Source organism: Streptomyces sp. R-07 (assembly GCF_049913175.1).
In the GTDB taxonomy this organism is placed as follows: domain Bacteria; phylum Actinomycetota; class Actinomycetes; order Streptomycetales; family Streptomycetaceae; genus Streptomyces.
In genome coordinates this window covers 534,462-560,592 of the sequence record NZ_CP183978.1, presented here as the reverse complement: position 1 = coordinate 560,592, position 26,131 = coordinate 534,462, and the positions used below count along the sequence as shown (strand labels likewise).

Annotated in this window: 25 protein-coding genes and 1 pseudogene; 15 read left to right on the top strand and 11 right to left on the bottom strand. The window is 72.7% G+C overall.

Features of this window, described 5'->3' with window-relative positions; genetic code table 11:
* Window positions 1–9: 9 nt before the first annotated feature.
* Together dhaK and ACN9M0_RS02770 are read right to left on the bottom strand one after the other, a co-directional pair.
* On the bottom strand, window positions 10–1,002 hold the full coding sequence (gene dhaK / locus ACN9M0_RS02775) for a dihydroxyacetone kinase subunit DhaK (RefSeq protein ID WP_426403047.1): 993 nt from the start codon (window positions 1,000–1,002) through the stop codon (window positions 10–12).
* A 505-nt stretch (window positions 1,003–1,507) separates the two neighbouring features.
* Complete coding sequence (locus ACN9M0_RS02770; protein ID WP_426403046.1) at window positions 1,508–2,380, bottom strand: alpha/beta fold hydrolase; 873 nt, start codon at window positions 2,378–2,380, stop codon at window positions 1,508–1,510.
* Window positions 2,381–2,820: 440 nt separating this feature from the next.
* On the opposite strand from ACN9M0_RS02770, the gene ACN9M0_RS02765 reads away from it, so the two are divergent.
* Window positions 2,821–4,287 carry a chlorohydrolase family protein gene (locus ACN9M0_RS02765; RefSeq protein WP_426403045.1) on the top strand — a complete coding sequence of 489 codons (1,467 nt, stop codon included), beginning with the start codon at window positions 2,821–2,823 and terminating at the stop codon, window positions 4,285–4,287.
* A gap of 71 nt (window positions 4,288–4,358) precedes the next feature.
* On the opposite strand, the gene hutG is transcribed toward ACN9M0_RS02765, so the two are convergent.
* Complete coding sequence (hutG, locus tag ACN9M0_RS02760; protein WP_426403044.1) at window positions 4,359–5,345, bottom strand: formimidoylglutamase; 987 nt, start codon at window positions 5,343–5,345, stop codon at window positions 4,359–4,361.
* 10 nt (window positions 5,346–5,355) lie between these two features.
* Entirely contained in the window at window positions 5,356–7,032 is a 1,677-nt protein-coding gene (gene hutU / locus ACN9M0_RS02755) for a urocanate hydratase (protein WP_426403043.1), read from the bottom strand.
* Between the two features lie 278 nt (window positions 7,033–7,310).
* On the opposite strand from hutU, the gene hutC reads away from it, so the two are divergent.
* On the top strand, window positions 7,311–8,087 hold the full coding sequence (gene hutC, locus ACN9M0_RS02750; RefSeq protein ID WP_426403042.1) for a histidine utilization repressor: 777 nt from the start codon (window positions 7,311–7,313) through the stop codon (window positions 8,085–8,087).
* 10 nt (window positions 8,088–8,097) lie between these two features.
* Here the strand turns inward: hutC and ACN9M0_RS02745 are convergent, their stop codons facing one another.
* Window positions 8,098–8,904, bottom strand: a complete 807-nt coding sequence (locus ACN9M0_RS02745; protein WP_366041926.1) for an IclR family transcriptional regulator — start codon at window positions 8,902–8,904, stop codon at window positions 8,098–8,100.
* Window positions 8,905–8,966: 62 nt separating this feature from the next.
* Between ACN9M0_RS02745 and ACN9M0_RS02740 the strand changes: the two genes are divergently transcribed.
* The 3 genes from ACN9M0_RS02740 to hutH all read left to right on the top strand — a co-directional run bounded on the left by ACN9M0_RS02740 (window position 8,967) and on the right by hutH (window position 11,241).
* On the top strand, window positions 8,967–9,296 hold the full coding sequence (locus ACN9M0_RS02740) for a hypothetical protein (RefSeq protein WP_426403041.1): 330 nt from the start codon (window positions 8,967–8,969) through the stop codon (window positions 9,294–9,296).
* Window positions 9,297–9,304: 8 nt separating this feature from the next.
* Complete coding sequence (locus tag ACN9M0_RS02735; RefSeq protein WP_426403040.1) at window positions 9,305–9,493, top strand: hypothetical protein; 189 nt, start codon at window positions 9,305–9,307, stop codon at window positions 9,491–9,493.
* 212 nt (window positions 9,494–9,705) lie between these two features.
* Entirely contained in the window at window positions 9,706–11,241 is a 1,536-nt protein-coding gene (gene hutH / locus ACN9M0_RS02730; RefSeq protein WP_426403039.1) for a histidine ammonia-lyase, read from the top strand.
* 258 nt (window positions 11,242–11,499) lie between these two features.
* Here hutH and ACN9M0_RS02725 read toward each other — a convergent pair whose 3' ends face one another.
* Window positions 11,500–12,267, bottom strand: a complete 768-nt coding sequence (locus tag ACN9M0_RS02725) for an IclR family transcriptional regulator (protein WP_366041922.1) — start codon at window positions 12,265–12,267, stop codon at window positions 11,500–11,502.
* A 169-nt stretch (window positions 12,268–12,436) separates the two neighbouring features.
* Between ACN9M0_RS02725 and ACN9M0_RS02720 the strand changes: the two genes are divergently transcribed.
* Both ACN9M0_RS02720 and ACN9M0_RS02715 read left to right on the top strand, forming a co-directional pair.
* Complete coding sequence (locus tag ACN9M0_RS02720; protein ID WP_426403038.1) at window positions 12,437–13,003, top strand: HutD/Ves family protein; 567 nt, start codon at window positions 12,437–12,439, stop codon at window positions 13,001–13,003.
* A gap of 77 nt (window positions 13,004–13,080) precedes the next feature.
* Window positions 13,081–14,403, top strand: a complete 1,323-nt coding sequence (locus ACN9M0_RS02715; protein WP_426403037.1) for a TerD family protein — start codon at window positions 13,081–13,083, stop codon at window positions 14,401–14,403.
* Between the two features lie 342 nt (window positions 14,404–14,745).
* On the opposite strand, the gene ACN9M0_RS02710 is transcribed toward ACN9M0_RS02715, so the two are convergent.
* Window positions 14,746–14,868, bottom strand: a complete 123-nt coding sequence (locus ACN9M0_RS02710; protein ID WP_426403036.1) for a DUF3885 domain-containing protein — start codon at window positions 14,866–14,868, stop codon at window positions 14,746–14,748.
* Between the two features lie 337 nt (window positions 14,869–15,205).
* On the opposite strand from ACN9M0_RS02710, the gene ACN9M0_RS02705 reads away from it, so the two are divergent.
* The 3 genes from ACN9M0_RS02705 (at window position 15,206) to ACN9M0_RS02695 (ending at window position 18,956) form a co-directional block, all read left to right on the top strand.
* A complete protein-coding gene (locus tag ACN9M0_RS02705) occupies window positions 15,206–16,093 on the top strand; it encodes a hypothetical protein (protein WP_426403035.1) in 888 nt (295 codons plus the stop codon).
* 839 nt (window positions 16,094–16,932) lie between these two features.
* Window positions 16,933–18,159 (top strand): globin domain-containing protein, encoded by a 1,227-nt coding sequence (locus ACN9M0_RS02700; RefSeq protein WP_426403034.1) that lies wholly within the window; start codon window positions 16,933–16,935, stop codon window positions 18,157–18,159.
* Window positions 18,156–18,956 (top strand): pyridoxamine 5'-phosphate oxidase family protein, encoded by an 801-nt coding sequence (locus tag ACN9M0_RS02695; protein WP_399695430.1) that lies wholly within the window; start codon window positions 18,156–18,158, stop codon window positions 18,954–18,956. The genes ACN9M0_RS02700 and ACN9M0_RS02695 overlap by 4 nt, the downstream gene beginning before the upstream one ends.
* 32 nt (window positions 18,957–18,988) lie before the next feature.
* On the opposite strand, the gene ACN9M0_RS02690 is transcribed toward ACN9M0_RS02695, so the two are convergent.
* Both ACN9M0_RS02690 and ACN9M0_RS02685 read right to left on the bottom strand, forming a co-directional pair.
* Window positions 18,989–19,117 (bottom strand): hypothetical protein, encoded by a 129-nt coding sequence (locus ACN9M0_RS02690; RefSeq protein WP_399695428.1) that lies wholly within the window; start codon window positions 19,115–19,117, stop codon window positions 18,989–18,991.
* Between the two features lie 72 nt (window positions 19,118–19,189).
* Window positions 19,190–19,762 carry an antibiotic biosynthesis monooxygenase gene (locus ACN9M0_RS02685; RefSeq protein ID WP_366041915.1) on the bottom strand — a complete coding sequence of 191 codons (573 nt, stop codon included), beginning with the start codon at window positions 19,760–19,762 and terminating at the stop codon, window positions 19,190–19,192.
* 215 nt (window positions 19,763–19,977) lie between these two features.
* On the opposite strand from ACN9M0_RS02685, the gene ACN9M0_RS02680 reads away from it, so the two are divergent.
* Window positions 19,978–20,463, top strand: a complete 486-nt coding sequence (locus tag ACN9M0_RS02680; RefSeq protein ID WP_366041914.1) for a VOC family protein — start codon at window positions 19,978–19,980, stop codon at window positions 20,461–20,463.
* 46 nt (window positions 20,464–20,509) lie between these two features.
* On the opposite strand, the gene ACN9M0_RS02675 is transcribed toward ACN9M0_RS02680, so the two are convergent.
* Window positions 20,510–21,898, bottom strand: coding sequence for an FAD-binding oxidoreductase (locus ACN9M0_RS02675; protein ID WP_366041913.1), 1,389 nt, complete (start codon window positions 21,896–21,898; stop codon window positions 20,510–20,512).
* Window positions 21,899–22,111: 213 nt separating this feature from the next.
* On the opposite strand from ACN9M0_RS02675, the gene ACN9M0_RS02670 reads away from it, so the two are divergent.
* Window positions 22,112–22,558, top strand: a complete 447-nt coding sequence (locus ACN9M0_RS02670) for an SRPBCC family protein (RefSeq protein ID WP_399695425.1) — start codon at window positions 22,112–22,114, stop codon at window positions 22,556–22,558.
* A complete protein-coding gene (locus ACN9M0_RS02665) occupies window positions 22,555–22,887 on the top strand; it encodes an ArsR/SmtB family transcription factor (RefSeq protein WP_366041911.1) in 333 nt (110 codons plus the stop codon). The genes ACN9M0_RS02670 and ACN9M0_RS02665 overlap by 4 nt, the downstream gene beginning before the upstream one ends.
* Window positions 22,888–23,005: 118 nt before the next feature.
* On the opposite strand, the gene ACN9M0_RS02660 is transcribed toward ACN9M0_RS02665, so the two are convergent.
* The gene (locus ACN9M0_RS02660) at window positions 23,006–24,475 is read right to left on the bottom strand and encodes a multicopper oxidase family protein (protein WP_426403033.1); all 1,470 of its coding nucleotides are present in this window, start codon (window positions 24,473–24,475) and stop codon (window positions 23,006–23,008) included.
* 226 nt (window positions 24,476–24,701) lie between these two features.
* Here ACN9M0_RS02660 and ACN9M0_RS02655 point away from each other — a divergent pair.
* Both ACN9M0_RS02655 and ACN9M0_RS02650 read left to right on the top strand, forming a co-directional pair.
* Window positions 24,702–25,490: pseudogene (locus ACN9M0_RS02655) on the top strand (sensor histidine kinase); the annotation flags it as partial.
* Window positions 25,475–26,122 carry a LuxR C-terminal-related transcriptional regulator gene (locus ACN9M0_RS02650; protein WP_426403032.1) on the top strand — a complete coding sequence of 216 codons (648 nt, stop codon included), beginning with the start codon at window positions 25,475–25,477 and terminating at the stop codon, window positions 26,120–26,122. The pseudogene ACN9M0_RS02655 and the gene ACN9M0_RS02650, both read left to right, overlap by 16 nt.
* The last annotated feature ends 9 nt before the right edge of the window (window positions 26,123–26,131 follow it).

Genomic DNA, 26,131 nt, shown 5'->3' with positions numbered 1-26,131 from the left:
TCGCCCGTCTCACCGGCCCCAGCGCAGCGCGGGCGTCTGCACCGGAGCGTCCCACAGACGCAGCAGCTCCTCGTCGACCTCGCACAGGGTCACCGAGCAGCCCGCCATGTCCAGCGAGGTCACGTAGTTCCCGACCAGTGTCCTGGCCACCGGTACCTTCCGCTCGGCGAGCACCCGCTGCACCTCCGCGTTGAAGCCGTACAGCTCCAGGAGCGGGGTCCCGCCCATCCCGTTCACCAGCGCGATGACCGGCCCGGACGGGCGCAGGTCCTCCACGACGGCGTCGACGGCGAAGTCGGCGATCTCCCGCGAGGTCATCATGGCCCGCCGCTCCCGGCCCGGTTCGCCGTGGATGCCGATCCCCAACTCCAGCTCCCCGTCCGGAAGATCGAAGGTCGGACTGCCCTTGGTGGGGGTGGTGCAGGCGCTCAGCGCCACGCCGAAGGACCGGGACCGCTCGTTCACCCGGCGGGCGATCGACTCCACGCGCTCCAGCGGGGCACCCTCCTCGGCGGCCGCGCCCGCGATCTTCTCCACGAAGAGGGTGCCGCCGGTGCCGCGCCGGCCCGCCGTGTACAGACTGTCCGTCACCGCCACGTCGTCGTCGACGAGGACCTTGGCGACCTGGATCCCCTCGTCCTCGGCGAGCTCCGCCGCCATCTCGAAGTTCAGCACGTCACCGGTGTAGTTCTTGACGACGAACAGCACCCCGGCGCCGCTGTCGACCGCGGCCGCGGCCCGCACCATCTGATCGGGCACGGGCGACGTGAACACCTCACCGGGACACGCGGCCGCCAGCATCCCGGGCCCCACGAACCCCCCGTGCAGGGGCTCGTGACCGGACCCGCCGCCGGACACCAGCGCCACCTTCCCCGCCACGGGGGCGTCCCGCCGCATCACCACGCGCCGCTCCACGTCCACGGTCAACTCGGGATGCGCCGCGGCCATCCCCCGCAGCGCATCGGCGACGACGGTCTCCGGAACGTTGATCAGCATCTTCATGCGTATCTCCTCGTGAGGCTGGCAGATGAGCCCCTGACCCTGGGTTGTGGCAGGTCAGGGAGGGTGGACGGAGTTCTCGATCTCGGCGGTCCGTGTCGGTCCGGGGCGGGTTCCGGCGGTACTGATGCTGACTCGATGCTTCTAACGACTCGGAGACGCTTGCCTGCGCCCGCACGGCCTGCTCCCATCCTGCTCTGTCCGGTATCCCTGTGCACACGTCGGCGAGTTGCGCGAAGAACTCGCATCCAAGTGGCAGGCCTCACGGGAGCACCTGAGGCTGGGGCTGTCGCACGCGGCGTTCGCCGAGTTGTAGGGAGTCCACCGCTCCGCCGTCTCGGGCGCGATCCGCGAGGTCCGGGCGCTGCCGGTGAGCCGCGGCTTCGCCGTTCCCGAACGGTCCGGGGTTCGTACGCGGGAGGACGTGTTCGCCGCCTACGCCGAGGCGGAAGAGGTCAGCCTGCGGATCGAGTCCACACCTGCCCCGCTGATCCCTTCCCCCATTGACTCAGCCTCCAGGAGCAGACCGGGAAGAACGGGGGCCGGCGGTGTGGGCGAGGATCGCGGGGACGATCGTCGGCCAGTCGGCCCGGTCGACCCCGTGGCCGGCGCCTTCCACGGTCAGGAGTCTTCCCCCGGGGATCAGTTCCGCGAGCGCCTCGCCGTGCCGGAGCGGGAACAGGGGGTCGGCGGTCCCGTGGATCACCAGCGTGGGAACGGCGATCGACGACAGGGGCTCTCGCGGGAGCTCGCCCTCCGGGAGCGAGTCGTGGTTCCGTGCGGCGGCGAAGTCGCGGGCACGCTCGATGTCGCGACGGACAAGGCTCCGGGCGGCGGCCTCGTCGAACGGGCGTCGGTCCCCGGCGAGGACGCGCGCATAAGCGACCTGGTACTCGATCACCGAGTCCGCATCCGACCAGTCGATCTGAGCCGACGAGACGAACCGCGTGAACTCCTCGGTCGGCGGCGGAAGTTCACGGTCGGTGGGCACTGCTGCGGACGTGCTGATCAGTACGAGGGACAGCACCCGGTCCGCATGGTCGAGGGCCAGCAGCTGGGCGAGTGCTCCTCCGGCCGACACCCCCACGACATGGGCGGCCCGGATCTCGTGGGCGTCGAGCACGCGGGCGGCGTCCCCGACCAGGTCCGCACCGTTGTATCCGGGTCGTCCCGGCTCGTAGGTGACCGACCGGCCGGTGTCGCGGTGGTCGTAACGGATCACGAAGCGCCCGCCCTCGGCCAGCATCCGGCAGAAGCCCTCCTCCCACCAGAGCATCGAAGCGCCGGTGCCCATGACCAGCAGGACGGGTGGATCCGACGGGTCGCCGAAGGCCTCCGTGCACAGCTCGATGCCGTCCACCTCGATCACACGCTCGGCCATCGCTGCCGCTCCCTTCCGGATCCCCCATGATGCGTCCACGGCAGGCGAAACTCGTCGCGCCGCGGCGCTCGGGGTGCTGACCTTCCGGCTCGCCGCGCAGCGGCGGAACCGCGACGGACTCGACCGGCGGCGGGCGCACCCGGACGAGAAGCTGGTGGCCGCGCGGGCAGGGGGCGCCGCGCGATCACCGACCACCGCCGGAAGCCCGTGGCGCCGTAGTCGACCGCCGCCGGTAGCCCGTGGCCCGGTACCCCGCCCGGGCGGGGTGGGGGCGCCGGGCCTGGCTCAGTCGCGTACCAGAGCCGGCTGGTCCGTGAGCCAGTGCTCGCCGGGCCGTAGCGGTATACCAAAGATCTTCGGCTCCGCTAGGGTGAGGTGAGTGGCATTGATGCTGGCTTTCATGGTCGTCAGTTCGGTGTACCAAATGCGAAAGGCTGCCGATGAAGACCTTGGTGACCGCCGCCTGGGTGATCGCCCACGACGGACGCTCGCACGTGGAGATCCCCGACGGCGCCGTGCTGATCGACGGCGACACGATCGTCGAGGTGGGCGGACGGACCGAACTCGGCCGGCGCCAGGCCGACGAGCGCATCGACCTCGGTCATGCCGTGCTCACCCCCGGCCTGATCGACCTGGACGCGCTCACCGACATCGACCACCTGATCCTGGACTGCTGGGCGTCGCCCGAACTGGCCGACGGCTACGTCTGGTCCGCCGAGTACGCCACCGCCCCGCGGGCCGTGTTCGACGCCGGGCAGCGGCGCACCGTGCGCGAGTACGCCCTGACCCAGCTCGCCCTGCACGGGATCACCAGCTACATGCCGATCGCCTCCGAGGTGCACAGCGACTGGGCGGAGACCTACGAGGACTTCGTGGCGACGGCCGAGATCTCCCGGCGCCTGGGGCTGCGCGGCTTCCTCGGGCCGTCCTTCCGGTCCGGGGTCAACGTGATCGGCGCCGACGGCGGCCGTGCCGTGCACTTCGACGAGGAAGCCGGCCGGCGCGGTCTGGCCGACGCCCTGCGGTTCCTGGACCACGTCGAGCAGCTCGCCGATCCGCTGGTCACCGGGGTGCTGCTGCCGTGCCGGATCGAGACCCTCACCCCCGGCCTCCTGCGCGACGTCGCCCGGGCAGCGGACCGGCGCGGCGCCCTGGTGCGCCTGCACGCCCTGCAGGGGAACGCCGAGCGCGACTACGTCCGGCGCACCTACGGACGCACCCCGCTGCAGCTGATCGCCGACTCCGGGCTGCTGTCCGACCGGCTGATCGTCCCGCACGGCGTCGTCCTCGACGTGCACCCCGATGTCCACGGGACCGACACCGGCGACATCGCCGTGCTCGCCGACGCCGGCGTCTCGATCGTCCACTGCCCGCTGACCAACGCCCGCTACGCCCACCACCTGCACACCTTCGGCGACTACCGGGCCCGGGCAGTGAACCTGTGCCTGGGGACCGACTCCTTCCCGCCGGACCTGATCCGGGGCATCGACACGGGCACACAGGTCGCCAAACTCCAGGCCCGCGACCTCGGACAGGGCCATCTCGCGGGCTACTTCGAGGCCCTGTGGACCGGCGGGGCGGCCGCGCTGCACCGGCCGGACCTCGGCCGGCTCGCCGCCGGAGCCACCGCCGACCTGGCGGCGTTCGCCCTCGACGACTTCCGCATGGGCGTCACCGAGGACCCGCTGCGCACCCTGGTGCTCAACGGCACCGCCCGCGACGCCGTCCTGACGATGGTCGCGGGCCGGGTGGTCATGCGGGACGGCCGGATCCCCGGTGTCGACCTCGACGCGCTGCGGAGGGCGGGCCAGGAGCTGTTCGAGGTGATGCGCGCGGCCTACCCGGAGCGCGACCACCGCCGGCGCACGGCCGACGAGCTGTTCCCGCCGGTGTTCCCACGAGGCTGAGAGCGGCGCGTGGTGCGATCGCCGGGCCGCGGCTGTCCATGGTCACGCGGCCCGGCGACCGGCTCGGTGGGTCACCCCCGAAGGGGCGCCCCGGTCCTGGTGGTCAGGATGCGGTGCACGAGGCGAGCGCCCGCCCGCGCCGTGCGGTGGTCGATGTCGAGGCCCGGGTTGAGCTCGGCGACGTCGCACACCGCCAGCTTCCCGCTCGCGGCGACCGCGGCGCAGACCCGCTCGACGACCTCCATCCGTACGCCGTACGCGGCGGGCGCGCTGACACCCGGAGCCGCGGCGGCCGGCAGGACGTCGAGGTCGATGCTCAGGTGCACCACATCGCTGCCGGCGAGGAACTCCTCGACGAACGCGTCGACCCGGTCCACATCGAGCAGTCCGCAGTCGGTGTCCGGCAGATACCGCACACCGAGCGCGTCCGCGGTGCGGAACAGCCGGGCGGTGTTGCTCGGCTGGCTCACGCCGAGCACCCAGTAGTTCAGCCGCCGGCCGGACCGCTCCTCGTCCCGCGCCATCTGCAGGAACGGCGTACCGGAACTGGGCCGGACCTCGTCGCGCAGGTCGAAGTGGGCGTCGAGGTTGAGGACCCCGAGCCGGGCGCCCTCGCGCAGCGCCCGGGTGCCGGCGAGACCGCGGTAGCTTCCGTACGCGACCTCGTGACCGCCGCCGAGCACCACCACGGGGTGGCCGCCGTCGACGAGCGGGGTGATCACCCGGCCCAGGCGCTCGTGCCCGGCCTCCAGGTCGCCGTCGGCCACGGCGACGTCGCCGACGTCCCGTGCCCGCAGCGGCCACGGCAGGGCCATCGAGGCGAGCGCGCCGCGCAGCGCCCGGGGGCCGTCCGCCGCGCCCTGGCGGCCCTGGTTGCGCCGTACGCCCTCGTCGCTGCGGAAGCCGACGAACACGGGGTCGCCCGGCTCGGCGTGGGCGGGGGAGCGGCCGACGACGTGGTGCCAGCGGAGGGTGTCGTCGCCGGGGCCGTCGCTTCGGCCGGTCCAGGGCTCGGGCGTCAGGTCCACGGCTGCCGTGGTGTCGATGTCCGTTGTCATGGGGTCTCGGTCACCGCCCGTCGTTCTCGGTCATCGGGACGCGCACGCCGCGCTCCTGGGCGACGGTGGCGGCGTACTCGTAGCCGGCGTCCACGTGGCGGATGACGCCCATGCCGGGGTCGTTGGTCAGGACGCGGGAGAGCTTCTCGGCGGCGAGCTCGGTGCCGTCGGCGATGCAGACCTGGCCGGCGTGGATGGAGCGGCCCATGCCGACGCCGCCGCCGTGGTGGATCGACACCCAGGACGCGCCGGAGGAGGTGTTCACCAGGGCGTTGAGCAGCGGCCAGTCGGCGATGGCGTCGGAGCCGTCGAGCATCGACTCGGTCTCGCGGTACGGGGAGGCGACGGAGCCGGAGTCCAGGTGGTCACGGCCGATCGCGAGCGGCGCGGACAGCTCGCCGGAGGCGACCATCTCGTTGAACTTCAGGCCGGCCAGGTGCCGTTCGCCGTAGCCGAGCCAGCAGATGCGGGCCGGCAGGCCCTCGAACGCGACGCGCTCGCCGGCCAGCTTCAGCCAGCGGTGCAGGTGCTCGTTCTCCGGGAACAGCTCCATGATCGCCCGGTCGGTGGCCTCGATGTCCTTGGGGTCGCCCGACAGCGCGGCCCAGCGGAACGGGCCGAGGCCCTCCTCGAACAGCGGGCGGATGTGCGCCGGGACGAAGCCGGGGAAGTCGAACGCCCGCTCGAAGCCGGCCTTGCGGGCCTCGTCGCGGATCGAGTTGCCGTAGTCGAAGACCTCGGCCCCGGCGTCCAGGAACCCGACCATCGCCTCGACGTGCTTCGCCATGGACCAGCGGGCGCGCTCGGTGAACTGCCCGGGGTCCTTCGCGGCCAGCTCGTGCCACTCGTCCACGTCCACACCGATCGGCAGGTACGACAGCGGGTCGTGCGCCGAGGTCTGGTCGGTGACGATGTCGATCGGGGCGCCCATCTCCAGGAGGCGCGGGAACACCTCCGCGGCGTTGCCCCGCACACCGATCGACAGCGGCCGGCCGGCCTCCTTGGCCTCGATGGCGAGGCTCAGCGCGTGGTCGAGGTCCATCGCGGCGACGTCGAGGTAGCGGTGGGCGATCCGGCGCCCGATACGGGTCGGGTCCACGTCCACGCAGATCGCGACGCCGTCGTTCATCGTCACGGCAAGCGGCTGGGCCCCGCCCATGCCGCCGAGACCGGCGGTGAGGGTGATGGTGCCGGCCAGGCTGCCGCCGAACTTCTTGCGGGCGACCGCGCCGAACGTCTCGTACGTGCCCTGCAGGATGCCCTGGCTGCCGATGTAGATCCACGAGCCGGCCGTCATCTGCCCGTACATGGTCAGGCCCTGCGCCTCCAGGGACCGGAACTGCTCCCAGTTCGCCCAGTCGCCGACCAGGTTGGAGTTGGCGAGCAGGACCCTCGGCGCCCACTCGTGGGTACGCATCACGCCGACCGGCTTGCCCGACTGCACGAGCAGCGTCTCGTCGTTCCGCAGCGTCTTCAGGGTGCGGACGATGACGTCGTACGCGGCCCAGTTGCGGGCGGCCTTGCCGGTGCCGCCGTAGACGACCAGGTCCTCCGGGTGTTCGGCGACCTCGGCGTCGAGGTTGTTCATCAGCATGCGCAGGGCGCCCTCCTGCTGCCAGCCGAGGCAGTTCAGTTCGGGGCCGCGGGGGGCGCGGATGCTGCGAGCATCGGGGGAAACGCTGGACATGGTGCCTCCAGAGCGGGGATCGCCGGGCGGGGACCGGCGGGGGCTTCGCTTCCCATGACAGACAACGGCGCGGGCGGGAGCCAGCGGCCTCCGCCGGGTTTCTCGGATCCGAGAACGCGCCTCTGCCGGGCCGGTGCCTTGAGGTCGTTCCCGTCAGGTCGTCTCCTGGCAGGTCGTCTCCCGGCAGGTCACGGCCCCGGTCGCGGCCCCGGTCGCGGGGGCCGCCACCCCCTAGAATCGTGACCGGAGCCCGTGGGCCGGGCCGGGGGGAGCGACGGGTGACGGGGACGGTGAACGGAGTGGGCGCGGAGGGCGCGGACCTGGCCAGGCTGTACGCGGAAGGGGCGGCGGGTTCGGCGCCGGCGTACCAGCGGGTGAAGGACCTGGTCGTCGAGCAGATCACCCGGGGGCGCTGGAGCGAGGGCGACGCCCTGCCCTCGGAGAGCCAGTTCGTCGAGTCGCTGGGTCTGTCCCGGATGACGATCAACCGGGCGCTGCGCGAACTGAGCACCCAGGGAGTGCTCCGCCGGGTCATGGGAGTCGGCACCTTCGTCGCCCCGCGCAAGGGCAGTTCCGCGCTGGCCGAGATCCACGACATCGCCGACGAGGTCCGGCGCCGGGACCACCGCCACCGCGCCGAGGTGGTCTTCCTGCGGGAGGAGACCGCGGGGCCGGACATCAGCGGCCAGTTCGGTCTCGACCCGCGGCGGGCCGTCTTCCGGTCACGCGTGGTGCACTTCGAGGACGACGTGCCGATCCAGCTGGAGGACCGGTACGTCGACCCGCGGTTCGCCCCCGGATACCTGGACCAGGACTTCACCCGGCGTACGCCCTTCACCTTCCTGTCCGAGGCGGCTCCGCTGGGCCGGGGCGAGCACATCGTGGAGGCGGTCCTCCCCTCGGCGGAGGAGGCGGAGATCCTCGGCATCGCGCCGTCGGAGCCGTGCCTGCTGATCCACCGCCGCACGTGGTCGCAGGACGCGCTCGTGAGCATCGCGCGGCTGTTGCATCCCGGGTCGCGCTACCGGCTCCAGGGCACGTTCGACCAGCACTGAAGCCGGTGCCCTAGGAGGGCGCGCGGCCCGAGACCGCGGCCGTGAGCCGCGCCGCCCCCTGCGTCAGGGCGTCCCGCATGTGGTCGGCGTCGTGGCGGCAGTAGTGCCGGTGCCAGGTGCTGCTCAGCGCGGCGACGGGCCGCTCGTTGTGGTCGAACGCCGCCACCCCGATCGACCGGAGCCCCTCGGAGACCAGCTCGACCTCCTCCGACCAGCCCCGCTCGCGCTCCTCGGCGAGCTGCCGCCGCAGCTCCGGCAGCGAACGCGGCCCCCGTCCCGTTCGGGTGATGAGGCTGCCCGGCCGCGGGAAGAGCGCCCGCAGCTGCGCCTCCGCCGAGTGGGCGAGGAGGGCCCGGCCGCTGGCCGTCAGGTGGGCCGGGAGGCGGACGCCGATGTCGGTGACCAGGGGGGTGTCGACCTCGCCCGCCTGGCCGGCGGTGGGGCGCTCCTTGAGCAGGTAGACCGTCTCGGCGCCGTAGAGGATGCCCAGGTGGACCGTCTGGCCGAGCCGGTTCGACAGGGTGCGCAGGATGGGGCGCGCGACGCGTTCCAGGGGTTCGTGGCGCAGATAGGCCGAGCCGATCTCGAAGGACGAGACCCCCAGTCCGTACGCCTGCTCCTTGGGTACGTACGTCACGAAGCCGCGCTCCACGAGCACCGACAGGATGTGGTACGCGGAGGACCGCGGGATGCCCAGATCCCGAGCCAGCGCCCCGGCCCGTACGAGCCCGGGGCGGCCCGCGAGATGCAGCAGGATGTCCAGCGCGCGCCCGACCGCGGGCGAGGCGCTGCTCGACGTCGACTCGTGTTCACGCATCGGTCCACCTCCCGACGGCCTGTATATACAGGACTATACAAGGTGCCTTCCTGCTCCGGGGCGTGTTCATCGGGCTCGGCTCGGCCATCGGGACCGGGCTCTTCCACGGTTCCTCCGCGTCCATCCAGACCGCCGGACCCGGCGTCCTCCTGGCGTACCTGATCGGCGGCGCCGCCGTCTTCCTCGTCCTGCGCTCGCTCGGCGAGATGGCCGTGCGCGACCCCTGCGCGGGCTCCTTCGGCGAGTACGCCACCAAGTACCTCGGGCGGCTGGCCGGTTTCGTGACCGAATGGACGTACGCCTTCGAGAGGGTCATCGTCTGTCTCGCGGACGTCACGGCGTTCGGCGTCTACATGGGCTCGAGACCTTCGCCTCCCTCGGCCTCGGGCTGAACTGCCTGATGCCGGAGAGCATCTTCCTCGTCATCTCCTCCATCGCGACCTTCGCCACGGTCTGGGTCTGGATGACGCTCCTGCTCGTGCAGTTCGCCGCACGCCGGAAGATGTCGCCGGAGGAGTCGGCCGCGCCCGGAACCGGGCAGCCGGCAGACGCGTCGTCGCCGGAAGCCGTCCGGGCGGCGCGGACGTAACCCGACTCGCCCTCCCGCGAACGCCCCATGACGCGCCCGGCTCCGGCCCGCGCGTCATGGGGCGCTCTGCTGCGCCGCCACCTCCACCGGCCAGGAAGTGTCCGGGATCCCAGACGATCCCCGCGGCCCCCACCAGTGAATGTCTGGGATCCCGGACATCAAGTCCCCTCGGATGCTCGCGTCCGGACCCCCGCGTGGGACTTCATGGAGACATGACTGTTGTTGTGAATGTCCACGCCCTGGATGCCGACGAGGTCGTCGCCGTCGCCCGCCACAACGAGCCCGTGGCTCTCGCCCCGGAGGCCCTCAAGGAGATCACCCGCAGCCGCGAGGTCATCGAGGCCCTGGCCGAGGACGTCACGCCCCACTACGGCGTGTCGACGGGCTTCGGCGCGCTCGCCACCCGCCACATCCCCACCGCGCTCCGCGCCCAGCTGCAGCGCAGCCTCGTCCGCTCGCACGCGGCCGGCAGCGGCCCCGAGGTCGAGCGCGAGGTCGTCCGCGCCCTGATGCTGCTGCGCCTCTCCACCCTCGCCACCGGACGCACCGGCGTACGCCCGGAGACCGCCGAGGCCTATGCCGGGCTGCTCAACGCCGGCATCACCCCCGTCGTCCGCGAATACGGCTCGCTCGGCTGCTCCGGCGACCTCGCCCCCCTCGCCCACTGCGCGCTCGCGATCATGGGCGAAGGAGAAGTGCGGGACGCGGAGGGCGCGCTGCGCCCCGCGGCCGAGGCGCTCGCCGCCGCCGGCCTCACCCCCGTCGTCCTGCAGGAGAAGGAGGGCCTCGCCCTCATCAACGGCACCGACGGCATGCTCGGCATGCTCGTGCTCGCCTGCCACGACCTGCGGCTGCTGCTGCGCACCGCCGACATCAGCGCGGCGATGAGCGTCGAGGGACAGCTCGGCACGGACGCGGTCTTCGCCGCCGACCTGCAGGCCCTGCGGCCCCACCCCGGCCAGTCCGACAGCGCCGGCAACCTGCGTGCCCTGCTCGCCGGTTCCGGCATCATCGCCAGCCACCGCGGCCCCGAGTGCACGCGCGTCCAGGACGCGTACTCGCTGCGCTGCACCCCGCAGGTCCACGGCACCGTCCGCGACACGCTCGCGCACGCCGAACTGGTCGCCTCGCGCGAGCTCGCCAGCGCCGTCGACAACCCGGTCGTCACCCTCGACGGACGGGTGGAGTCCAACGGCAACTTCCACGGCGCGCCCGTCGCCGCCGTCCTGGACTTCCTGGCCATCAGCGTCGCCGACCTCGCGTCGATCGCCGAACGCCGCACGGACCGCTTCCTCGACGTGGCGCGGAACCACGGCCTCAACGCGTTCCTCGCCGACGACCCCGGCGTCGACTCCGGCCACATGATCGCCCAGTACACCCAGGCGGCGATCGTCTCCGAGCTCAAGCGGCTGGCCGCCCCCGCCTCCGTCGACTCCATCCCCTCCAGCGCCATGCAGGAGGACCACGTCTCGATGGGCTGGGCCGCCGCCCGCAAGCTCCGCCGCGCCGTCGACGGCCTCACCCGCGTCATCGCCGTCGAGCTCTACACCGCCGCCCGCGCCCTGGACCTGCGCGCCCCGCTGACGCCGGCACCGGCCACCGGCGCGGTCCGCGACGGCCTGCGCGAGGTGGTCGAGGGCCCCGGCACCGACCGCTGGCTCGCCCCTGAGATCGAGGAGGCCGTGCAGTACGTGGCCTCCGGCCGGGCCCTGGCCGCCGCCGAGTCCGCGGCGGGCCGCCTCACCTGAGGAAGCGGTACGGCTTCGGCGCACCGCGCGCGGGCCGGCGTTCGACCGGCCCGACGCGCCGAGTGCGGTGCGGCGTCACGCGAGCGGCCCGACGGACTGCGTGCTGTCGGCGTACCTCGACGGCCCGGCGTACCGCGAACGGCCCGGCGTACCGCGAACGGCCCGGCGTACCGCACGCGGTGCGCCGGGCCGGCCTGGTTCGGTACGCCGGGCCGGCCTGGCTCGGTGCCGGCGGGCGCCGTCGGCCGGAGGGACGCCTCAGACCGCTCCCGCCCCGCCCACCCGCCGGCTCAGCTCCGCCGCGGTACGAGCCACCTGCGCGGCGATGTCGCGTTGCTCCTCCGGATCCACGGCCTGGGCGGAGAAGGTGACCGCCACGCCCGCGATCGGATGGGCCCGGTGGTCCAGGACGGCGGCCGCGACCGAGGAGAAGCCCGCGGTGACCTCGCCCTCCTCCGTCGCGTAACCCCGCCGCCGTACGTCCACGAGCAGGCTGCGCAGCGCCGAGAGGGACCGGGGCCCGGACTCGTTGCGGAGCACGAAGGCCGACGGGTCCGGGAACAGCGCCCGCACCTGCGCCTGCGACAGCCGCGCGAGCACCGCCCGGCCGCTCGCGGTCAGATGCGCCGGAAGCCGGACCCCGACCTCGGTGACCAGCGGCGCGCGGCCCGGAGCGCGCTCCTCGATCACGTAGATGACCTCGCGGCCGTGCAGCACCGCCAGATGCGCGTTGTGCCCGGTGCGGTCGACGAGCTTCGCGAGGGGCACCCGGGCCAGCCGCTGGAAGGGCTCCTGGCGGCTGTAACCGGAACCGAGCTCGAAGGCGCTGACGCCGAGGCCGTACCGGCGCTCCTCCGGCAGGTGCACCACGAATCCCTCCTGCGCGAGCGTGTCGAGCAGGTGATAGGTCGTCGACCGGGGCAGCCGGACGTCGCGGCTGATGGCCGCGGCCGGCACGGGACCGGCCTGCGTGGCGAGATACCGCAGGATGGCGAGCACCTGGGCGGCGGCGGGAACCGTGGACATGCCGCGAGCGTACGCGTGCGCCGCCACCCCGATACGGACCGCTTCGAGGTGTCTGGAATACGAGACGCAATGTGGCGCGTGGGGGTGGCGGGCGCGCCGCGGCCTGATGCTTGATGACCATGGATCCACGAAGGACGACGCATCACCGAAGCACCGAGGGAGCTGCAGGATGACCGCAGGACGACTGCTGAGGGCGGACGACCGGCCTGCGAGCCGCTGGCTCAACGGCGGAGGCGTGACCCGCGAGATCGCCGCGGGCCCCTCCGGCGCGGGTCTGGGGGACTTCGCCTGGCGGGTGAGCCTCGCCGACGTCGAACAGGGCGGTCCGTTCTCCTCCTTCCCCGGCGTGGACCGGACCATCATGGTCGTGGACGGGCCCGGGATGGAGCTGACCGTCGACGGCGTCGCGCACACCGTCGCCGACCCGTACGAGCCCTTCGTCTTCTCCGGGGACGCGGTCACGGACTGCCGGCTCCTGGACGGCCCCATCGTCGACTTCAACGTGATGACACGGCGCGCCGTCGCGACGGCCGATGTGCGTGTCGTACGAGAGGGCTTCACGGTCGCCCCGCGGAAGGGGGCGGTCACGCTGGTGATCGCGCTGACGGGCACGGTGACCGTCGACGAGTCCGGCGCCACCCTCGACCGGTTCGACGCCGCCGTGCTCTCCGAAGGCGACGCGGCCACCGTCCACGTCGACGGCGCGGCGGCCGTCGTCACCGTCACGCCCGCCTGACGGGCCGGTCCCTGGCGCAACGTACGACTGCGCCGAAGATCTTTCTTCACACCGTCTTCACTGCCACCATGGGCCGCATGACGCAGATCATCAAGGGCGCCAACACCCCTGTCCCGGCGGTCCCGTTGCGGATCGCCGTGGGCCGGCACCGGGCTCCGGGCGCACCGCACGTGGACGCCGCCGCCCTGCTGCTCGACGCGACCGGCACGGTGCGCGGCGACGCCGACATCGTCTTCCACGGGCAGCCCGCGCATCCGTCCGGCGCCGTGCGGCACGTGGGCACGGGTGAGGGCGGCGAGCAGGTCGCCGAGTGGCTGGAGCTGGACCTGCCGCGCGTCGAACCGGCCGTCCAGCGGGTGCTGATCGCCGGGTCCTGTGACGGCGGGGTGTTCGGGCAGGTCCCGGGCCTGTACGCGCAGGTGGTGTCGGCCGACGGCGCGATGGTGGCCCACTACGCCGTGACGGACGCCTCCAGCGAGACGGCCTTCGTGCTCGGGGAGTTCTACCGGCGTGACGGGGCGTGGAGGTTCCGCGCGGTGGGCCAGGGGTACGACTCGGGGCTTGAGGGGCTGGCGACGGACTTCGGGGTCGTGGTGGCGGAGGCCGAGGTGCCGGTGGCTGCTCCGCCGGCGTCAGGACCGGTGCCGCTGAAGGGCGTGAACAAGGCGGATTCGGTGCGCGTCGGGGAGGCCGCGCCGTCGGGGCCGGCGCCCGCGATGACGGTCCCCCCTCTGTCCAAGCCGACGGTACCGGCGCCCTCCTCACCCGTCGCGGCCCCACCCGCCCTCGCCACCCCAGCCGATACGTCCTCCTGGACGGCCGGCCTCTTCGAGTTCGAGCCGCGCGTCTACAGCGGCAAGGGCGGGAAGACGATCACGGTGGACGTGCCGTTCCCGAAGGACTCGGGACCGGTGATCCTGGAGGCACGGCTCCAGGACTACCGCTTCCTCCGCGTCGAGATCTCCGGCCGCTCCGACGACGTCTTCAACAACGACCTGCCCGACTTCTACGGACGCGCCCTGCTCGTACCGCCGCGCAAGGGCGGCCCGCTGAAGATGAAGGTGAGCCACTCCGGGAAGTGGGAGCTCACCGTCCTGCCGTTGTCGGCGGCCCGCCCGATCGGCACCGGGACGATCCAGGGCAGCGGCCGCGAAGTCTTCGTCCACACGGGACCGGCGGCCGAGCTGAAGGTCCGGGCGAAGGACCCGCACAGCGGCTGGTTCCAGATGCATTCCCACCAGGGCGACACCCCCGAGGAGCTCAGAACCCCCGCGGAGCGGCTCGTCTACGCCTGGAACGGCCGCCGGGTCAAGGAGAAGGCCCGGATCCCGAACGGTCCGCTGCTGCTGGTGATCGACAAGAGCCGGCACCATTGGGAGCTCACCATCGAGGCCGACTGAGCAGCAGCGGAGCCCCGAGGGTGCCGCCGCCGACGCGCCTCAGCCGTCTTCCGAGGGACGGTCCGGTGCGCGGGTCCCTGCCCGCCGTGCCTCCAGAGCGGCCTTGGCCGCCGCGGCCTCCTGTGCGACTTGCTCCGTCAACAAACGCACACGAGCCGCTCGTTCCGCACCGGTCAAGCCCGTGAGCCCCAACCTGGCGTCACGCTCCTCCTGGGACATCACGCCCCTCCTCTCCTTGGTGCCCTCATCGTCCCCGGCCCGCAACCGGCTGTGAAGCCCTGCCACGCACGGGACTGACGTCTTTCCGCGGGTCATGTGGGCGAGCGGGGTGGTCTGGGCCTGTCAGAGACCTGCCGGATGGCTGGGGAGCCAGTCGGCATGCCGGTCACGCATCCGGTCCCGTTCCTCGGACGGGGTGAGGAAGACGTCGGCGCCGCCGTCGTAAGGACGGTGGATGCGCCTCATCCGGGTATCAGTGATGAGAACTCCCGCCACAATAGTCGGCGCCGGGTCGGGGCGGCGGAACCTCAGCGTCGTGCGCCCAGTGCGGCGTGATGACGTACACGTCCATGCCGGCCCAACTCGTCGAGGACGGTGTTGTAACGCTCCAGAACGACGGCGTACTCGCTCTCGTTCGCTGCGTACCGCTGTCACTGGTGTGCGCTGTGACGGTGGAAGCCCGTCGGGGCTCCACGCGTTCCGGTCGGTTGTTCGGGTCCGTACCGACCCGAGCGGGTGATCGGTGTCGGTTCCGTCGGAGGTTCGGCGCGGTCGGGCGGGCGGGGCGGTCGCACAGTGGGGTGTGGATGTCGAGCAGGTCACCGATGAGTTGTACGGGCTGAAGCCTTCCGAGTTCACCGCCGCGCGGGAGGTGTACGTCGCCGAGGCGCGCCGGGCGGAGGACACCGTGGCCGCCAAGGCGATCGCGGCGCTGCGGCGGCCCGTGCTCGCGGCGTGGGTGGCGAATCTGCTGGCCCGTCAGCAGCCGGAGGAGGCCGAGCGGTTCCTCGCGCTCGGGGAGACGCTTCGCGAGGCTCACCGGGCGCTCGACGGCGAGCAGCTCCGTGCCGCGAGCCGTCAGCAGCACCAGCTCGTCACCGGACTCGCCCGGACCGCCGCCGGCCTGGCCCGCGAGGCCGGGCAGCCGGTCAGCGACACGGTGCTGCACGAGGTCGAGCAGACCCTCCAGGCCGTGCTCGCCCACCCGGACGTCGCCGAGCAGTGGGCGAAGGGGCGGCTGGTGAAGGTGCCCGACGCCGCCGTCGACTTCACCGCGATCCTGCCCCGGGCCGTGCCCGCCCGGCCCGCGGCGGCCGCACCGGCCGCGGCGAAGCCTCCGGCGCCGGAGAGGGCGGCCGATCGTGAGGACGCGCGACGGGAGCGTGAGCGCCGGCGGGCACGTACCGCGGCCGAGGAGGCCGAGGCCGTGGTCGACCGGCGCGAGCGCGAGCTCGCCGGTGTCGTGGACGAGCAGCGGGCAGCGGCGCTGAAGACCGAGGAGGCGGCCGAACGGGTCCGCGCTCTGGAGCGCGAACTCGTCGAGGCGAAGAAGGCCGAGCGGGAGACGAAGGCGGCCGCGACGGCGGCCGGCCGGGCCGTGCAGTCCGCCGAACGCGCCCTCGCCGAGGCACGCCGGGCTGCCGAGCGGGCCGTCCGCGAAGTCGAGCGTCTGGAGAAGGGGTCAGAGTAGCCCGGGAGGTTCTCGGGTCGGATTGCCGGGCTCCCCGTCAGCGTGTCGTGTTGACGACCGCCGGGTCGTCGACACGACGCGTCTCGCACCCAGAGACGTGAAGGCCTTTCAGGATGTGTGGAGGAGTTCTGTTCGCCCGGTGAGTCTTCCGTCGGTGAATCCCCGGCACAGGTGCCGCCGAACGGCTCGCCGCCTCCCTTCAACTCGCCGGTAACCCGCTCTGACCTGGGGAAATGAGTGGCCGGGCATGGTCCTCGTCTCCATCCGAGCCGGTCCGGCGAGGCGGGTATGGTCTCGTCCGTTCACTCGTCCGGGTGTACGGAAACCGACCCCAGGCCGGAAGTTCGACCGAAGACCGAAGACGTTCGAGGCGAGGCAGACCGATGGCAGTTCCGACCACCCCGTCGGCCGGCGGCGACAGAACCGGTGGGGGAGGTGGCGGTGCGGGCTGGTTCGGGTGGACCCCCGCAGAGTCCCCTGAGGCTCCGCGGCCCCCGCACCCGGACGCCCAAGAGCCCGCCCCGGAGGCCGTGCGCCCGTACGTCCAGGATGCGGCCCCGTCCTCCGTGCGCCCATACGTGCAGGAACCCTCCCCCGTACGCCCGTACGTACGCGCATCGCCCCCCGCGTCCATCTACCAGGACGGCCGACCGCCGAGCCCCGGCCCGGCGCACCGGGAGGAGGAGCGCCCCCAGCCGGCCCCGGGCCCGGCGCGCCCCGCGGAGGGCCGCTCGGAGTCCGGTCCCGTACGCGTTCCAGGGCAACGCCCGGCAACCGCTCCCGTACGCCCGACGAAGAGCGGCCCGGCCGCGGGCCCGGGGCCGGTTTCCGCTCCTGCCATGCCCGGCCTGGCTGCGGGTCCGGGTCCGGATTCCGTTCCCGCCGCGCCCGGCCCGGCTGCGGGCCCGGGTCCGGATTCCGCTCCCGCCGCGCCCGAAGGCGTCTCCGACACCACCCTGCTGCGCCGCACCATGGCCGAGATCGAGCCCATCGCCGACAAGGTCACCTCGTACTTCTACGCGCAGCTCTTCCTCCGGCACCCCGACCTGCGGGCCCTCTTCCCCGCCGCGATGGACGCCCAGCGCGACCGGCTGTTCAAGGCGCTGCTCACCGCCGCGACCCACGCGGACGACGCCGCCACCCTGACCACCTACCTGACCCATCTCGGCCGCGGGCACCGGAAGTACGGCACCCTCCCCGAGCACTACCCGGCCGTCGGCGAGGCCCTGATCTGCGCCCTGGCCTGCCACGCCCCGTCCAGTTGGGGGCCGCGGACCGAAGCAGCGTGGGTGAGCGCGTACACGACGATCTCCCAGATCATGATCGACGCGGCCACCGCGGACGAGCTCCGGGCGCCCGCCTGGTGGCAGGCGGAGGTGGTCGGCCACGAGATGCGGACACCGGACGTCGCGGTCGTCACCGTCCGCCCCGACCAGCCGTACCCCTTCCTCGCCGGGCAGTACACCGCACTGGAGACGCCCTGGTGGCCGCGCGTCTGGCGGCACTACTCCTTCGCCTCCGCGCCCCGTTCCGACGGCGTGCTCTCCTTCCATGTGAAGGCCGTACCGGCGGGCTGGGTCTCCAACGCCCTGGTCCACCGGGCCAGACCCGGGGACGTCATCCGCCTCGGCGCCCCCACCGGCTCCATGACCGTCGACCACAGCACCGACAACGGACTGCTCTGCCTCGGCGGCGGCACCGGCATCGCGCCCATCAAGGCCCTGGTGGAGGACGTGGCCCAGCACGGGCGGCGCCGCTCGGTCGACGTGTTCTACGGCGCCCGCCGCAACGACGACCTGTACGACATCGAGACCATGCTCCGGATGCAGCAGTCGCATTCCTGGCTCTCGGTCCGCCCCGTCGTGGACGACAGCCCCGCCGGCCTGCTGTCCGGCGGGCTCCCCGGCGCCGTACGCGAGCACGGCCCCTGGCACACGTACGACGTCTACCTGTCCGGCCCGCCCGGCATGATCCGCCGCGGCGTCGACACCCTCCTGGGCATCGGCGTCGCCAACCACCGCATACGGCACGACTCCATCGAGGAACTGGTCGGGGCAGCGACGTGAGCACTTTCGAACAGACGGAGCAGCTGCAGGCGCCACCGCTGCGCACCACCCGCCCGGGCAGCGACGGCGAGCACCTGGTCCAGCAGCGCATGCGCACCGCGGAGCGCGCCGACCGCTTCTACGCCGAGCAGGTCCTCGACCGGCTCAACCCGCGGATGCGGGAGTTCGTCGCGCGACAGGAGATGTTCTTCCTGGCCACCGCCGACCGGCACGGCGACTGCGACAACACCTTCCGCGCCGGGCCGCCCGGCTTCCTCCACGTCCTGGACGACGGGACGCTCGCCTACCCCGAGTACCGGGGCAACGGCGTCCACGCCAGCCTGGGCAACATCGAGGAGAACCCGCACGTCGGCCTCCTCATGGTCGACTTCTTCCGCGACCGCGTCGGACTCCACGTCAACGGCCGGGCCAGGGTGGTGGCCGACGACGAGATGCGCCGCGCCCACTCCGGGCTCGCGGTCGACCCGGTGCCCGGCCGGCGCGCCCTGGTCTGGGTGGAGATCGCCGTCGAGGAGGCGTACATCCACTGCGCCAAGCACATCCCGCACCTGGAGAAGGTCCCTCGGCACGGCCGCCCGGGCCGCCCCTGGGGAACGGACGACGTCCGGCGCAAGGGCGGCGACTACTTCGGGGCGGCCGCCGAAGCGCCGGAGCGCGGCGTGTTCCTGCCGCCGCCCCGTGCGTGCGCGTCGAGTTGGCGGGCGGAGGCGGAGCGGGTGGTGGCGAGGGCCGCGGACCGTTCCTCGGGCGACGGCGCGTTCAGCGGCTGGTTCAGCCGCGGCCCCTCCACGCGGTAGGGGGCCATCCGGAGGGGCTGAGTCTCAGAGGCTCAGACCGGGTCGGTGGTGAGCGAGGGTGTCGGACGGCGGAAGCCGCGGGTGAGCAGCAGCAGGTGGCCGAAGCCGGCGGCGAGCCAGCAGCAGACGATGGCCAGGGCGACCGGGCTGAGCATCGTCATCAGGTACACGGTCACGGAGGCGCCGAGTACGGGTACGACGACGAGCCGCGGCGGTGGTTGTCCCCCCGGGCGCTACGGCGTGAGCCAGTCGCGCAGGAGCCTGCTGACCGTGGGCATGGCCACGTACGTCATCAGCACGTTGAAGACGCACGCGACGACGGCGCTGCTCAGCAGGACGGGGAGCGCGGTGAGGTGGGGGGTGAGGAAGAGGCTGCCGAGCACGGAGATGGGGTAGATCGCCAGCGTCGCGCTGATCGCCATCTTCCAGCGGGGCGGCGCGGGCCGCGTCGAGCCCGGTTTCGCGAACCAGGTCTCCATGCCGGTGAGCCTGCGTCGGGCGATCTCGGTGTGGTGGTGCCCCTGGCAGTCGGCGAACCAGGCGGCCCGCTCCGGGGAATCCTGCCACGCCCGGCAGGCTTCCGCGTCCCGGAAGCGGTGGACGAGGAACCAGGGGGCGTCGCCGCCGGAGGAGCGGAAGAGCCCGTATCCGAGGTGCCCGGGGAAGGTGGCCGCCGTGTCGAGGATGCCCTTCGCCCACCGCTCGAAAGCGGCTTCGTGACCGGGCTCCACCCGGCGGGCTATCAGCAGGGTCACTTCGCCGGTGTCGGCGGGGACGGTGGCGTGCTCAAGGCTGACCGCGGTCACAGAAACTCCTCATGATCACAGCGCGCCCGCCCACAGCCTACGCCGCCACCGATCCGGCTCGGTTCGGGCCGCCGCCGTCGTCGGCCATGGGCCCTTCAGGGCATCCGGCGCCGGGCCGCAGCGCGGCGTCGGAGCGTGGCCCGCCGGTTCGGGATATCAGTGGTCGCAGACGGCGGTCGGCGGTGATCGCCACTCTTCCGAAAGGCGGGACTCCGGTGACCGTCAAGCCCCTTCCCGAGGGATATCCGCGCGTCACGCCGTACCTCTGCGTCGACGGAGCCGCGGCGGCGATCGACTTCTACGTGGGCGTGCTCGGTGCGACCGAGCGGATGAGGATGCCCGCGCCCGACGGCAGGATCGGCCATGCCGAGCTGGAGCTCGGCGACTCGCTCATCATGCTCGCCGACGAGTACCCGGACATGAACTTCCGCTCGCCGAAGACGCTGGGCGGCACGCCCATCACCCTGCACGTGTACGTCGAGGACGTCGACGCGGTCTTCACCGAGGCCCTCGCCCTGGGCGCCAAGGAGCTGTCACCGGTGAAGAACGAGTTCTACGGCGACCGCACCGGTCAGCTGGAGGACCCCTTCGGCCACCGCTGGAACCTTGCCTCGCACGTCGAGGACGTCTCTCCGGAGGAGATGGAGAAGCGGGCCACGGAGGCCATGCGGGCCATGCAGTCCGACCGGGACGGCGGTTGAGGCGCCCGCCCAGGGCGTCGTACTCCTGAGCCCGCCCGCCGGCTCTTCAGCTCTCCGCCGGGGTGATGTTCTGGTTGTGGTGGAAGACGTTGTCCGGGTCGTAGGTCCGCTTCACCTCGGCCAGCCGGTCGTAGTGGCCGCGGTACGTGGCCCGGACGCGGTCCTGGTCCTCGTCCGCGCCGAGGAAGTTGACGTAGGCGCCACCCATCGAGTGCGGGTGGAGCGCCTCCCAGTAGTCCACCGCCCAGGTGCGGATCGCCTCCGCGTCGGACGCTTCGGCGCTGATGCCGCCGATCACGCCGGACCAGATCGCGTCCCGGTAGGCCCAGGCCGTGTCCATGGGGCCCACGCGGTGGGCCGCGGCGTCGACGGGGTAGAGGTGCATCGTCGACAGCTCGGTGGGGATGTTCTCCAGGAAGGTGCGGTGGACGTCGATCGCCTCCTCCGGGATGCCGTCGAAGAAGTCGCCGCGCCAGTACCACTGGAGGCCCTTCGGGATCAGCTCGTCGAACATCGCCTGGAGGGCCGGGTACGGGACCGGCGTCGCGAAGTGGAAGGCGGGCGGGGCCGGATCGGCGACGGAGGCGAACGCCTTCGCGAGGCTCTCCTCGTCCGTCGGGCCCGTGGAGCACCACACCACGCCGCACATCTTCTTCCCGTGGATCTCCTCGGGGAAGGGCGGTTCGGGCGCGACCGTCAGCGTGGCGAAGAAGCCGTTCAGGTCCTCCGGCGCGGCCGGCAGGAACTCCCGGTACCAGCGCAGCACCGCCCCGATGTGCTCCGGCTCCCACAGGGTGACGGCGAGCCCCACGGTGTGGACCGGATGCAGGGCGTACGTGAAGGAGGTCGCCACGCCGAAGTTTCCGCCGCCGCCGCGCAACGCCCAGAAGAGGTCGGGGTGTTCGTCCGCCGACGCGGTGACGAAGGAGCCGTCGGCGAGGACCACGTCCGCCGCGAGGAGGTTGTCGATGGTGAGCCCGTACGCGCGGGTGAGGTGCCCGTGGCCGCCGCCCAGCGTCAGCCCGCCGACCCCGGTCGTCGACATGATCCCGGCGGGTGTCGCGAGCCCGAAGCCGTGCGCCTCGTGGTCCAGGTCCCCGAGTTGGCTGCCGCCGCCCACCAGGGCGGTCCGCGTGGCGGGGTCCACCCGCACCCAGCGGATGGCCGACAGGTCGAGCATCAGGGAGCCGTCGACCAGGCACAGGCCGCCGCCGCTGTGTCCGCCGCCGCGGACCGCCAGGTCCATGCCGCTCTCCCGGGCGAACCTCACGGCCGACCGTACGTCCGACGTGTCCGCGCACCGCGCGATGACGGCAGGGCGCCGGTCGATCGTCGCGTTGTAGATCTTCCGGGCCTCGTCGTATCCCGTGTCCTCCGGGCCGATGACCTCGCCGCGCAGCGCCTCGCGCAGGGTCTCCACCGCCGTGCCGCCCATGGCCACTCCTCCGGGGCACCCCTGCCTGCCGGCCGTGCTACCCCTTCAGTCTGCGCCCGCCGTCCGGGCCCCGCGAGCTCATGATGCGCAACCGTACGGTTGCACCTCGCCCCTCGGTGTGCAACCCTGGAGTTGCAGGACGTGCCGCACGGCATGTCGCACGAGGGTCGGCGGACTCGCCGGCCACGCATCCCACGCGGAGAGGATTCCCTCATGAGCGAGGACCGGATCGAACGCGAGATCCTGATCGACGCGCCCCTGGAGCGGGTGTGGACCCTGGTCGCCCAGCCCGGATTCTGGGTGGCCGACGAGGCGAGCCTGGCCGGGACCGTGGCACGCGAGGGCGAGAGCATGGTGGCGCGGAACCCGGAGTACGGGGACTTTCCCGTCCGGGTGGAGAAGGTCGAGCCGCCCGCCTATCTCGCCTACCGGTGGGCCAGCGCCTTCCCCGGCGAGGGGCTGACCGACGGGAACAGCACGCTGGTCGAGTTCACCCTCGCCCCGGAGGGTTCCGGCACCCGCCTCAAGGTCGTCGAGAGCGGCTTCGCCGCGCTGGCCGGCTCGGAGGAGCTTCGGGCCAAGGCGGTGCGGGACAACTCGGGTGGCTGGCCGCAGGTGCTCGACGCGTTCAAGAAGCGCGTCGAACAGTCGTCCTCGTGACGGAGGAACCCGCCCGGGACCCCGCCGACCGTGTCTTCGGCGCCCTCGCCGACCCGACCCGGCGTGCCCTGCTCGACCTGATCGCCGAGCAGGGCGGGGCCACCGCGACGTCCCTCGCGGACCGGTTCCCCGTGTCGCGCCAGGCGATCGTCAAGCACCTGGCCGTCCTCGACGCGGCCGGCCTGGTCACGGCGGCCCGCGTAGGCCGTGAGGTCCGCTACACGGTCCGCCCGGACGCGCTGGACGCGACGGCCCGCTGGATGTCGGCGCTCGCCTCCGAGTGGGACCGCCGGCTGGCGGCGATCAAGCGGATCGCCGAGAACGGCTGATCCGCGCCGGGGGGATCCACACCGGGGGATCCGCGCCGGGGGATCCGCGCCGGCGCGGGCGTGACCAGTGGGTGCGAGCTGCGGGCGCGAACGCCGGGGGTTCCCTGTCCTGACCGCCTCACCGGACCCGGAAGTTGGCCATCATCCCCATGGCCGAGTGGTCGAGCATGTGGCAGTGGTACACGTAGTCGCCCCGGAAGCCGTCGAACGTCACGTGCAGCTTCACCGTCTCGCCCGGCATCACCCGGACCGTGTCCTTCAGGCCCGCCTCGGTGGGGCCGGCGGGCCGGCCGCCGCGTTCCAGGACCCGGAACTGGACCAGGTGCAGATGGAAGTTGTGCGAGGCGCGCTTGTTGGCGTTGGTGACGTTCCAGATCTCGGACGAGCCGAAGGCCACGGTGGTGTCGACGCGCTCGGGGTCGTACATCTGCCCGTTGATGAACCCCCGGGGATCGGGGCGGCCGTCCTCGTCCATGCTGAGTTCGATGTGACGGGTGACGGCGGCCTTGGGCAGGGCGGAGGCGGGCGGCAGGTCGCGCAGGACGTGGGGGACCTTGCTGGGGTCGTCGGCGGTGCGTACGACGTCGAAGCGGAGCACCTTGCCGACCTGCTCGGGCCGGCCGGGGCCGGTGTTCGTGAGCACCAGCCGGGTGCCGACGGGGTGGCGGGAGAAGTCGATGACCACGTCGGCGCGTTCGCCCGGCGAGAGCGTGAGGACGGGCACGGCGACGGGGCGTTCGAGCAGGCCGCCGTCCGAGCCGATCTGGGTGAGCGGAGTGCCGTCGGACAGGCTCAGCGCGAAGATCCGCAGGTTGGAGCCGTTGAGCAGGCGGAAGCGGTACTTGCGGGCCGCCACCTCGAAGTGGGGGGTGGGCCTGCCGTTGGCGAGGATGGTGGTGCGGGTCCGGTCGCCCATCGTGTACGCCAGTTGTCCGTGCTCGTCGAAGCGCGCGTCGCGGATCGTGACGGGGACGTCGTACCGGCCCTTGGGCAGGGGGAGGCTCTGCTCGAGGTCGTCGGTGAGCAGGTACATGCCGGACAGCCCGCGGTAGACGTGCTCGGCCTCCATGTGGTGGGCGTGGTCGTGGAACCACAGCGAGGCGTGGGACTGCCGGTTGGTGTACATGTACGTCCGCGAGGTGCCCGGGGCGAAGACGTCCATCGGGTTGCCGTCGGAACTGGGCGGCACGCTCCCGCCGTGCAGGTGGACGGAGGCGGGCATGTCGAGGCCGTTGCGGTGGCGGACGAGGACCCGGCGCCCGGAGCGGGCGTGGATGACGGGCCCGGGGAAGCTCCCGTCGTACGTCAGGACCTCGGTGGCGGTGCCCGGCAGGATCTCGGCGGTGGCCTTGCGGATCGTCAGCTCGTAGCAGTCAAGGCCGCCCGTCGAGGACAGGGGGCGCAGCACGCGCGGGACCGGCATGGCCATGGTGAACGCGGGCGGCACGGGGTCCTGCGCACGGTGGGGACCGGCCGGGAGCAGGGCCTCGGCCGCGTGTGCCTCGCCCCCGGCGCGGAGGCCGGGGGCGAGGAGCGGCAGACCTGCGGCGGCGAGAGCTCCACCGAGCGCGCTACGACGGGTGATCAACGACTTCCTCCCGGGATGTGGGCGGTACGTGACGCCGGACGAGTGGCTTCCGGCAGGCCGGCCGACACCCTCTGATCCAGGTCTAACCGAGAGCGGGAGGAAGCGCACGGCGATGGCGCCCAGGTGGCCCGCACCGCGTCGTCGCAGGCCGCGGCCCATCAGCCGTGCTGCCCGGCGCGCGGGCCGGTTCGGTCCGCCGCCGCACCAGGTACTCCGTGCGGGGTGCCGCCCCGCACCGGGACTCCTCGGCCTGGCGGTCGCCGCCGGTGTCGCCCCGTACGCCTGGAGGACGCTCGAACCGGTCGCCGTGCGCTTCCTCCGCCCGTCGGCCGCGATGGCGCTGGCGGAACGGGTGGAGGAACTGACCGCCCAGCGCGCCGATGTGACGAACGCTCAGGTCTCCGAGATCCGCCGGATCGAGCGGGACCTGCACGACGGGGCACAGGTCCGTCTGGTCGGCCTGGGGCTGTCCCTGGCGACGGCGGAGAAGCTGATGGAGACCGACCCCGGCCGGGCGAGGGCACTGATGCGGGAGGCGCGAGCGGGCGCCACCGCGTCCCTGACCGAGCTCCGAGAACTCGTCAGGGGCATCAACCCGCCCGTCCTGAGCGACCGGGGGCTCGTCGACGCCGTCCGCGCCCTCGCCCTGGACTGCCCTCTCGACGTGACGGTCGGCGCGGACCTTCGGCACCGCCCGGACCCTCCGGTCGAAGCGGCCCTGTACTTCGCCGTCGCCGAACTGCTGAGCAACGCGGTCGAACACGCCGGGGCGACCCGCGTCCGGATCTCCCTCGCCGGCGACACCCCCACGGACGCGGCCGGGGGAAGAGCCGCGGCCGCCGGCATCGTCATCGAGGTCGAGGACGACGGCCGTGGCGGAGCCCACGTCCGGGACGGGGGTGGCCTCGCCGGGCTGCGCCGCCGTCTCGCCGCCTTCGACGGCACCCTGGAGATCACCAGCCCGGCAGGCGGTCCGACCCGCGCGATCCTGGAGGTGCCATGCGCATCGTCGTAGCCGAAGACCTCTACCTGTTGCGCGAGGGGATGGTCCGGCTCATCGAGGCCTACGGACACGAGGTGGTGGCGACGGCGACCACCGGCCCCGAGACGCTGCAGGCGCTGCTCGCGCACCGGCCCGACGTCGCCGTCGTCGACGTCCGCATGCCACCGACCCACACGGACGAGGGCCTGCGGGCGGCCATCGCCGCCCGCGCCGAACTGCCAGGGCAGCCCGTCCTGATCCTGTCCCAGTACGTCGAGCAGCTCTATGCCAGGGAGCTCCTGGCCGACGGCTCCGGCGGCATCGGCTACGTCCTGAAGGACAGCGTGTTCGAAGCCGACCAGTTCATCGACGCTCTGGAACGCGTCGCGGCCGGCGGGACCGCGACGGACCCGGCCGTCATCGCCAGGCTTCTGACCGGCGCGCCCTCGGACCGGCGCCTGGAGAAGCTCTCCGAACGCGAGCACTCCGTGCTCGGCCTCATGGCCGAAGGGCTGTCCAACCAGGTCATCGCCCAGCGCCTGTTCCTCAGCGAGAGCGCCATCGGGAAGCACACGACCTCGCTCTTCGGCAAGCTCGGCATCGTCGACGACGGCACCAACAACCGCCGCGTCCTCGCCGTCCTGGCCTACCTGAACAAGGACTGACCGCGCGCC

Coding starts and splice junctions, on each gene's coding strand:
- dhaK (WP_426403047.1), bottom strand. CDS start 1,002: ATGAAGATGCTGATCAACGTTCCGGAGACCGTCGTCGCCGATGCGCTG.
- ACN9M0_RS02770 (WP_426403046.1), bottom strand. CDS start 2,380: ATGGCCGAGCGTGTGATCGAGGTGGACGGCATCGAGCTGTGCACGGAG.
- ACN9M0_RS02765 (WP_426403045.1), top strand. CDS start 2,821: ATGAAGACCTTGGTGACCGCCGCCTGGGTGATCGCCCACGACGGACGC.
- hutG (WP_426403044.1), bottom strand. CDS start 5,345: ATGACAACGGACATCGACACCACGGCAGCCGTGGACCTGACGCCCGAG.
- hutU (WP_426403043.1), bottom strand. CDS start 7,032: ATGTCCAGCGTTTCCCCCGATGCTCGCAGCATCCGCGCCCCCCGCGGC.
- ACN9M0_RS02745 (WP_366041926.1), bottom strand. CDS start 8,904: ATGCGTGAACACGAGTCGACGTCGAGCAGCGCCTCGCCCGCGGTCGGG.
- ACN9M0_RS02735 (WP_426403040.1), top strand. CDS start 9,305: ATGCCGGAGAGCATCTTCCTCGTCATCTCCTCCATCGCGACCTTCGCC.
- hutH (WP_426403039.1), top strand. CDS start 9,706: ATGACTGTTGTTGTGAATGTCCACGCCCTGGATGCCGACGAGGTCGTC.
- ACN9M0_RS02725 (WP_366041922.1), bottom strand. CDS start 12,267: ATGTCCACGGTTCCCGCCGCCGCCCAGGTGCTCGCCATCCTGCGGTAT.
- ACN9M0_RS02720 (WP_426403038.1), top strand. CDS start 12,437: ATGACCGCAGGACGACTGCTGAGGGCGGACGACCGGCCTGCGAGCCGC.
- ACN9M0_RS02715 (WP_426403037.1), top strand. CDS start 13,081: ATGACGCAGATCATCAAGGGCGCCAACACCCCTGTCCCGGCGGTCCCG.
- ACN9M0_RS02710 (WP_426403036.1), bottom strand. CDS start 14,868: ATGAGGCGCATCCACCGTCCTTACGACGGCGGCGCCGACGTCTTCCTC.
- ACN9M0_RS02700 (WP_426403034.1), top strand. CDS start 16,933: ATGCCCGGCCTGGCTGCGGGTCCGGGTCCGGATTCCGTTCCCGCCGCG.
- ACN9M0_RS02690 (WP_399695428.1), bottom strand. CDS start 19,117: ATGACGATGCTCAGCCCGGTCGCCCTGGCCATCGTCTGCTGCTGGCTC.
- ACN9M0_RS02675 (WP_366041913.1), bottom strand. CDS start 21,898: ATGGGCGGCACGGCGGTGGAGACCCTGCGCGAGGCGCTGCGCGGCGAG.
- ACN9M0_RS02670 (WP_399695425.1), top strand. CDS start 22,112: ATGAGCGAGGACCGGATCGAACGCGAGATCCTGATCGACGCGCCCCTG.
- ACN9M0_RS02650 (WP_426403032.1), top strand. CDS start 25,475: ATGCGCATCGTCGTAGCCGAAGACCTCTACCTGTTGCGCGAGGGGATG.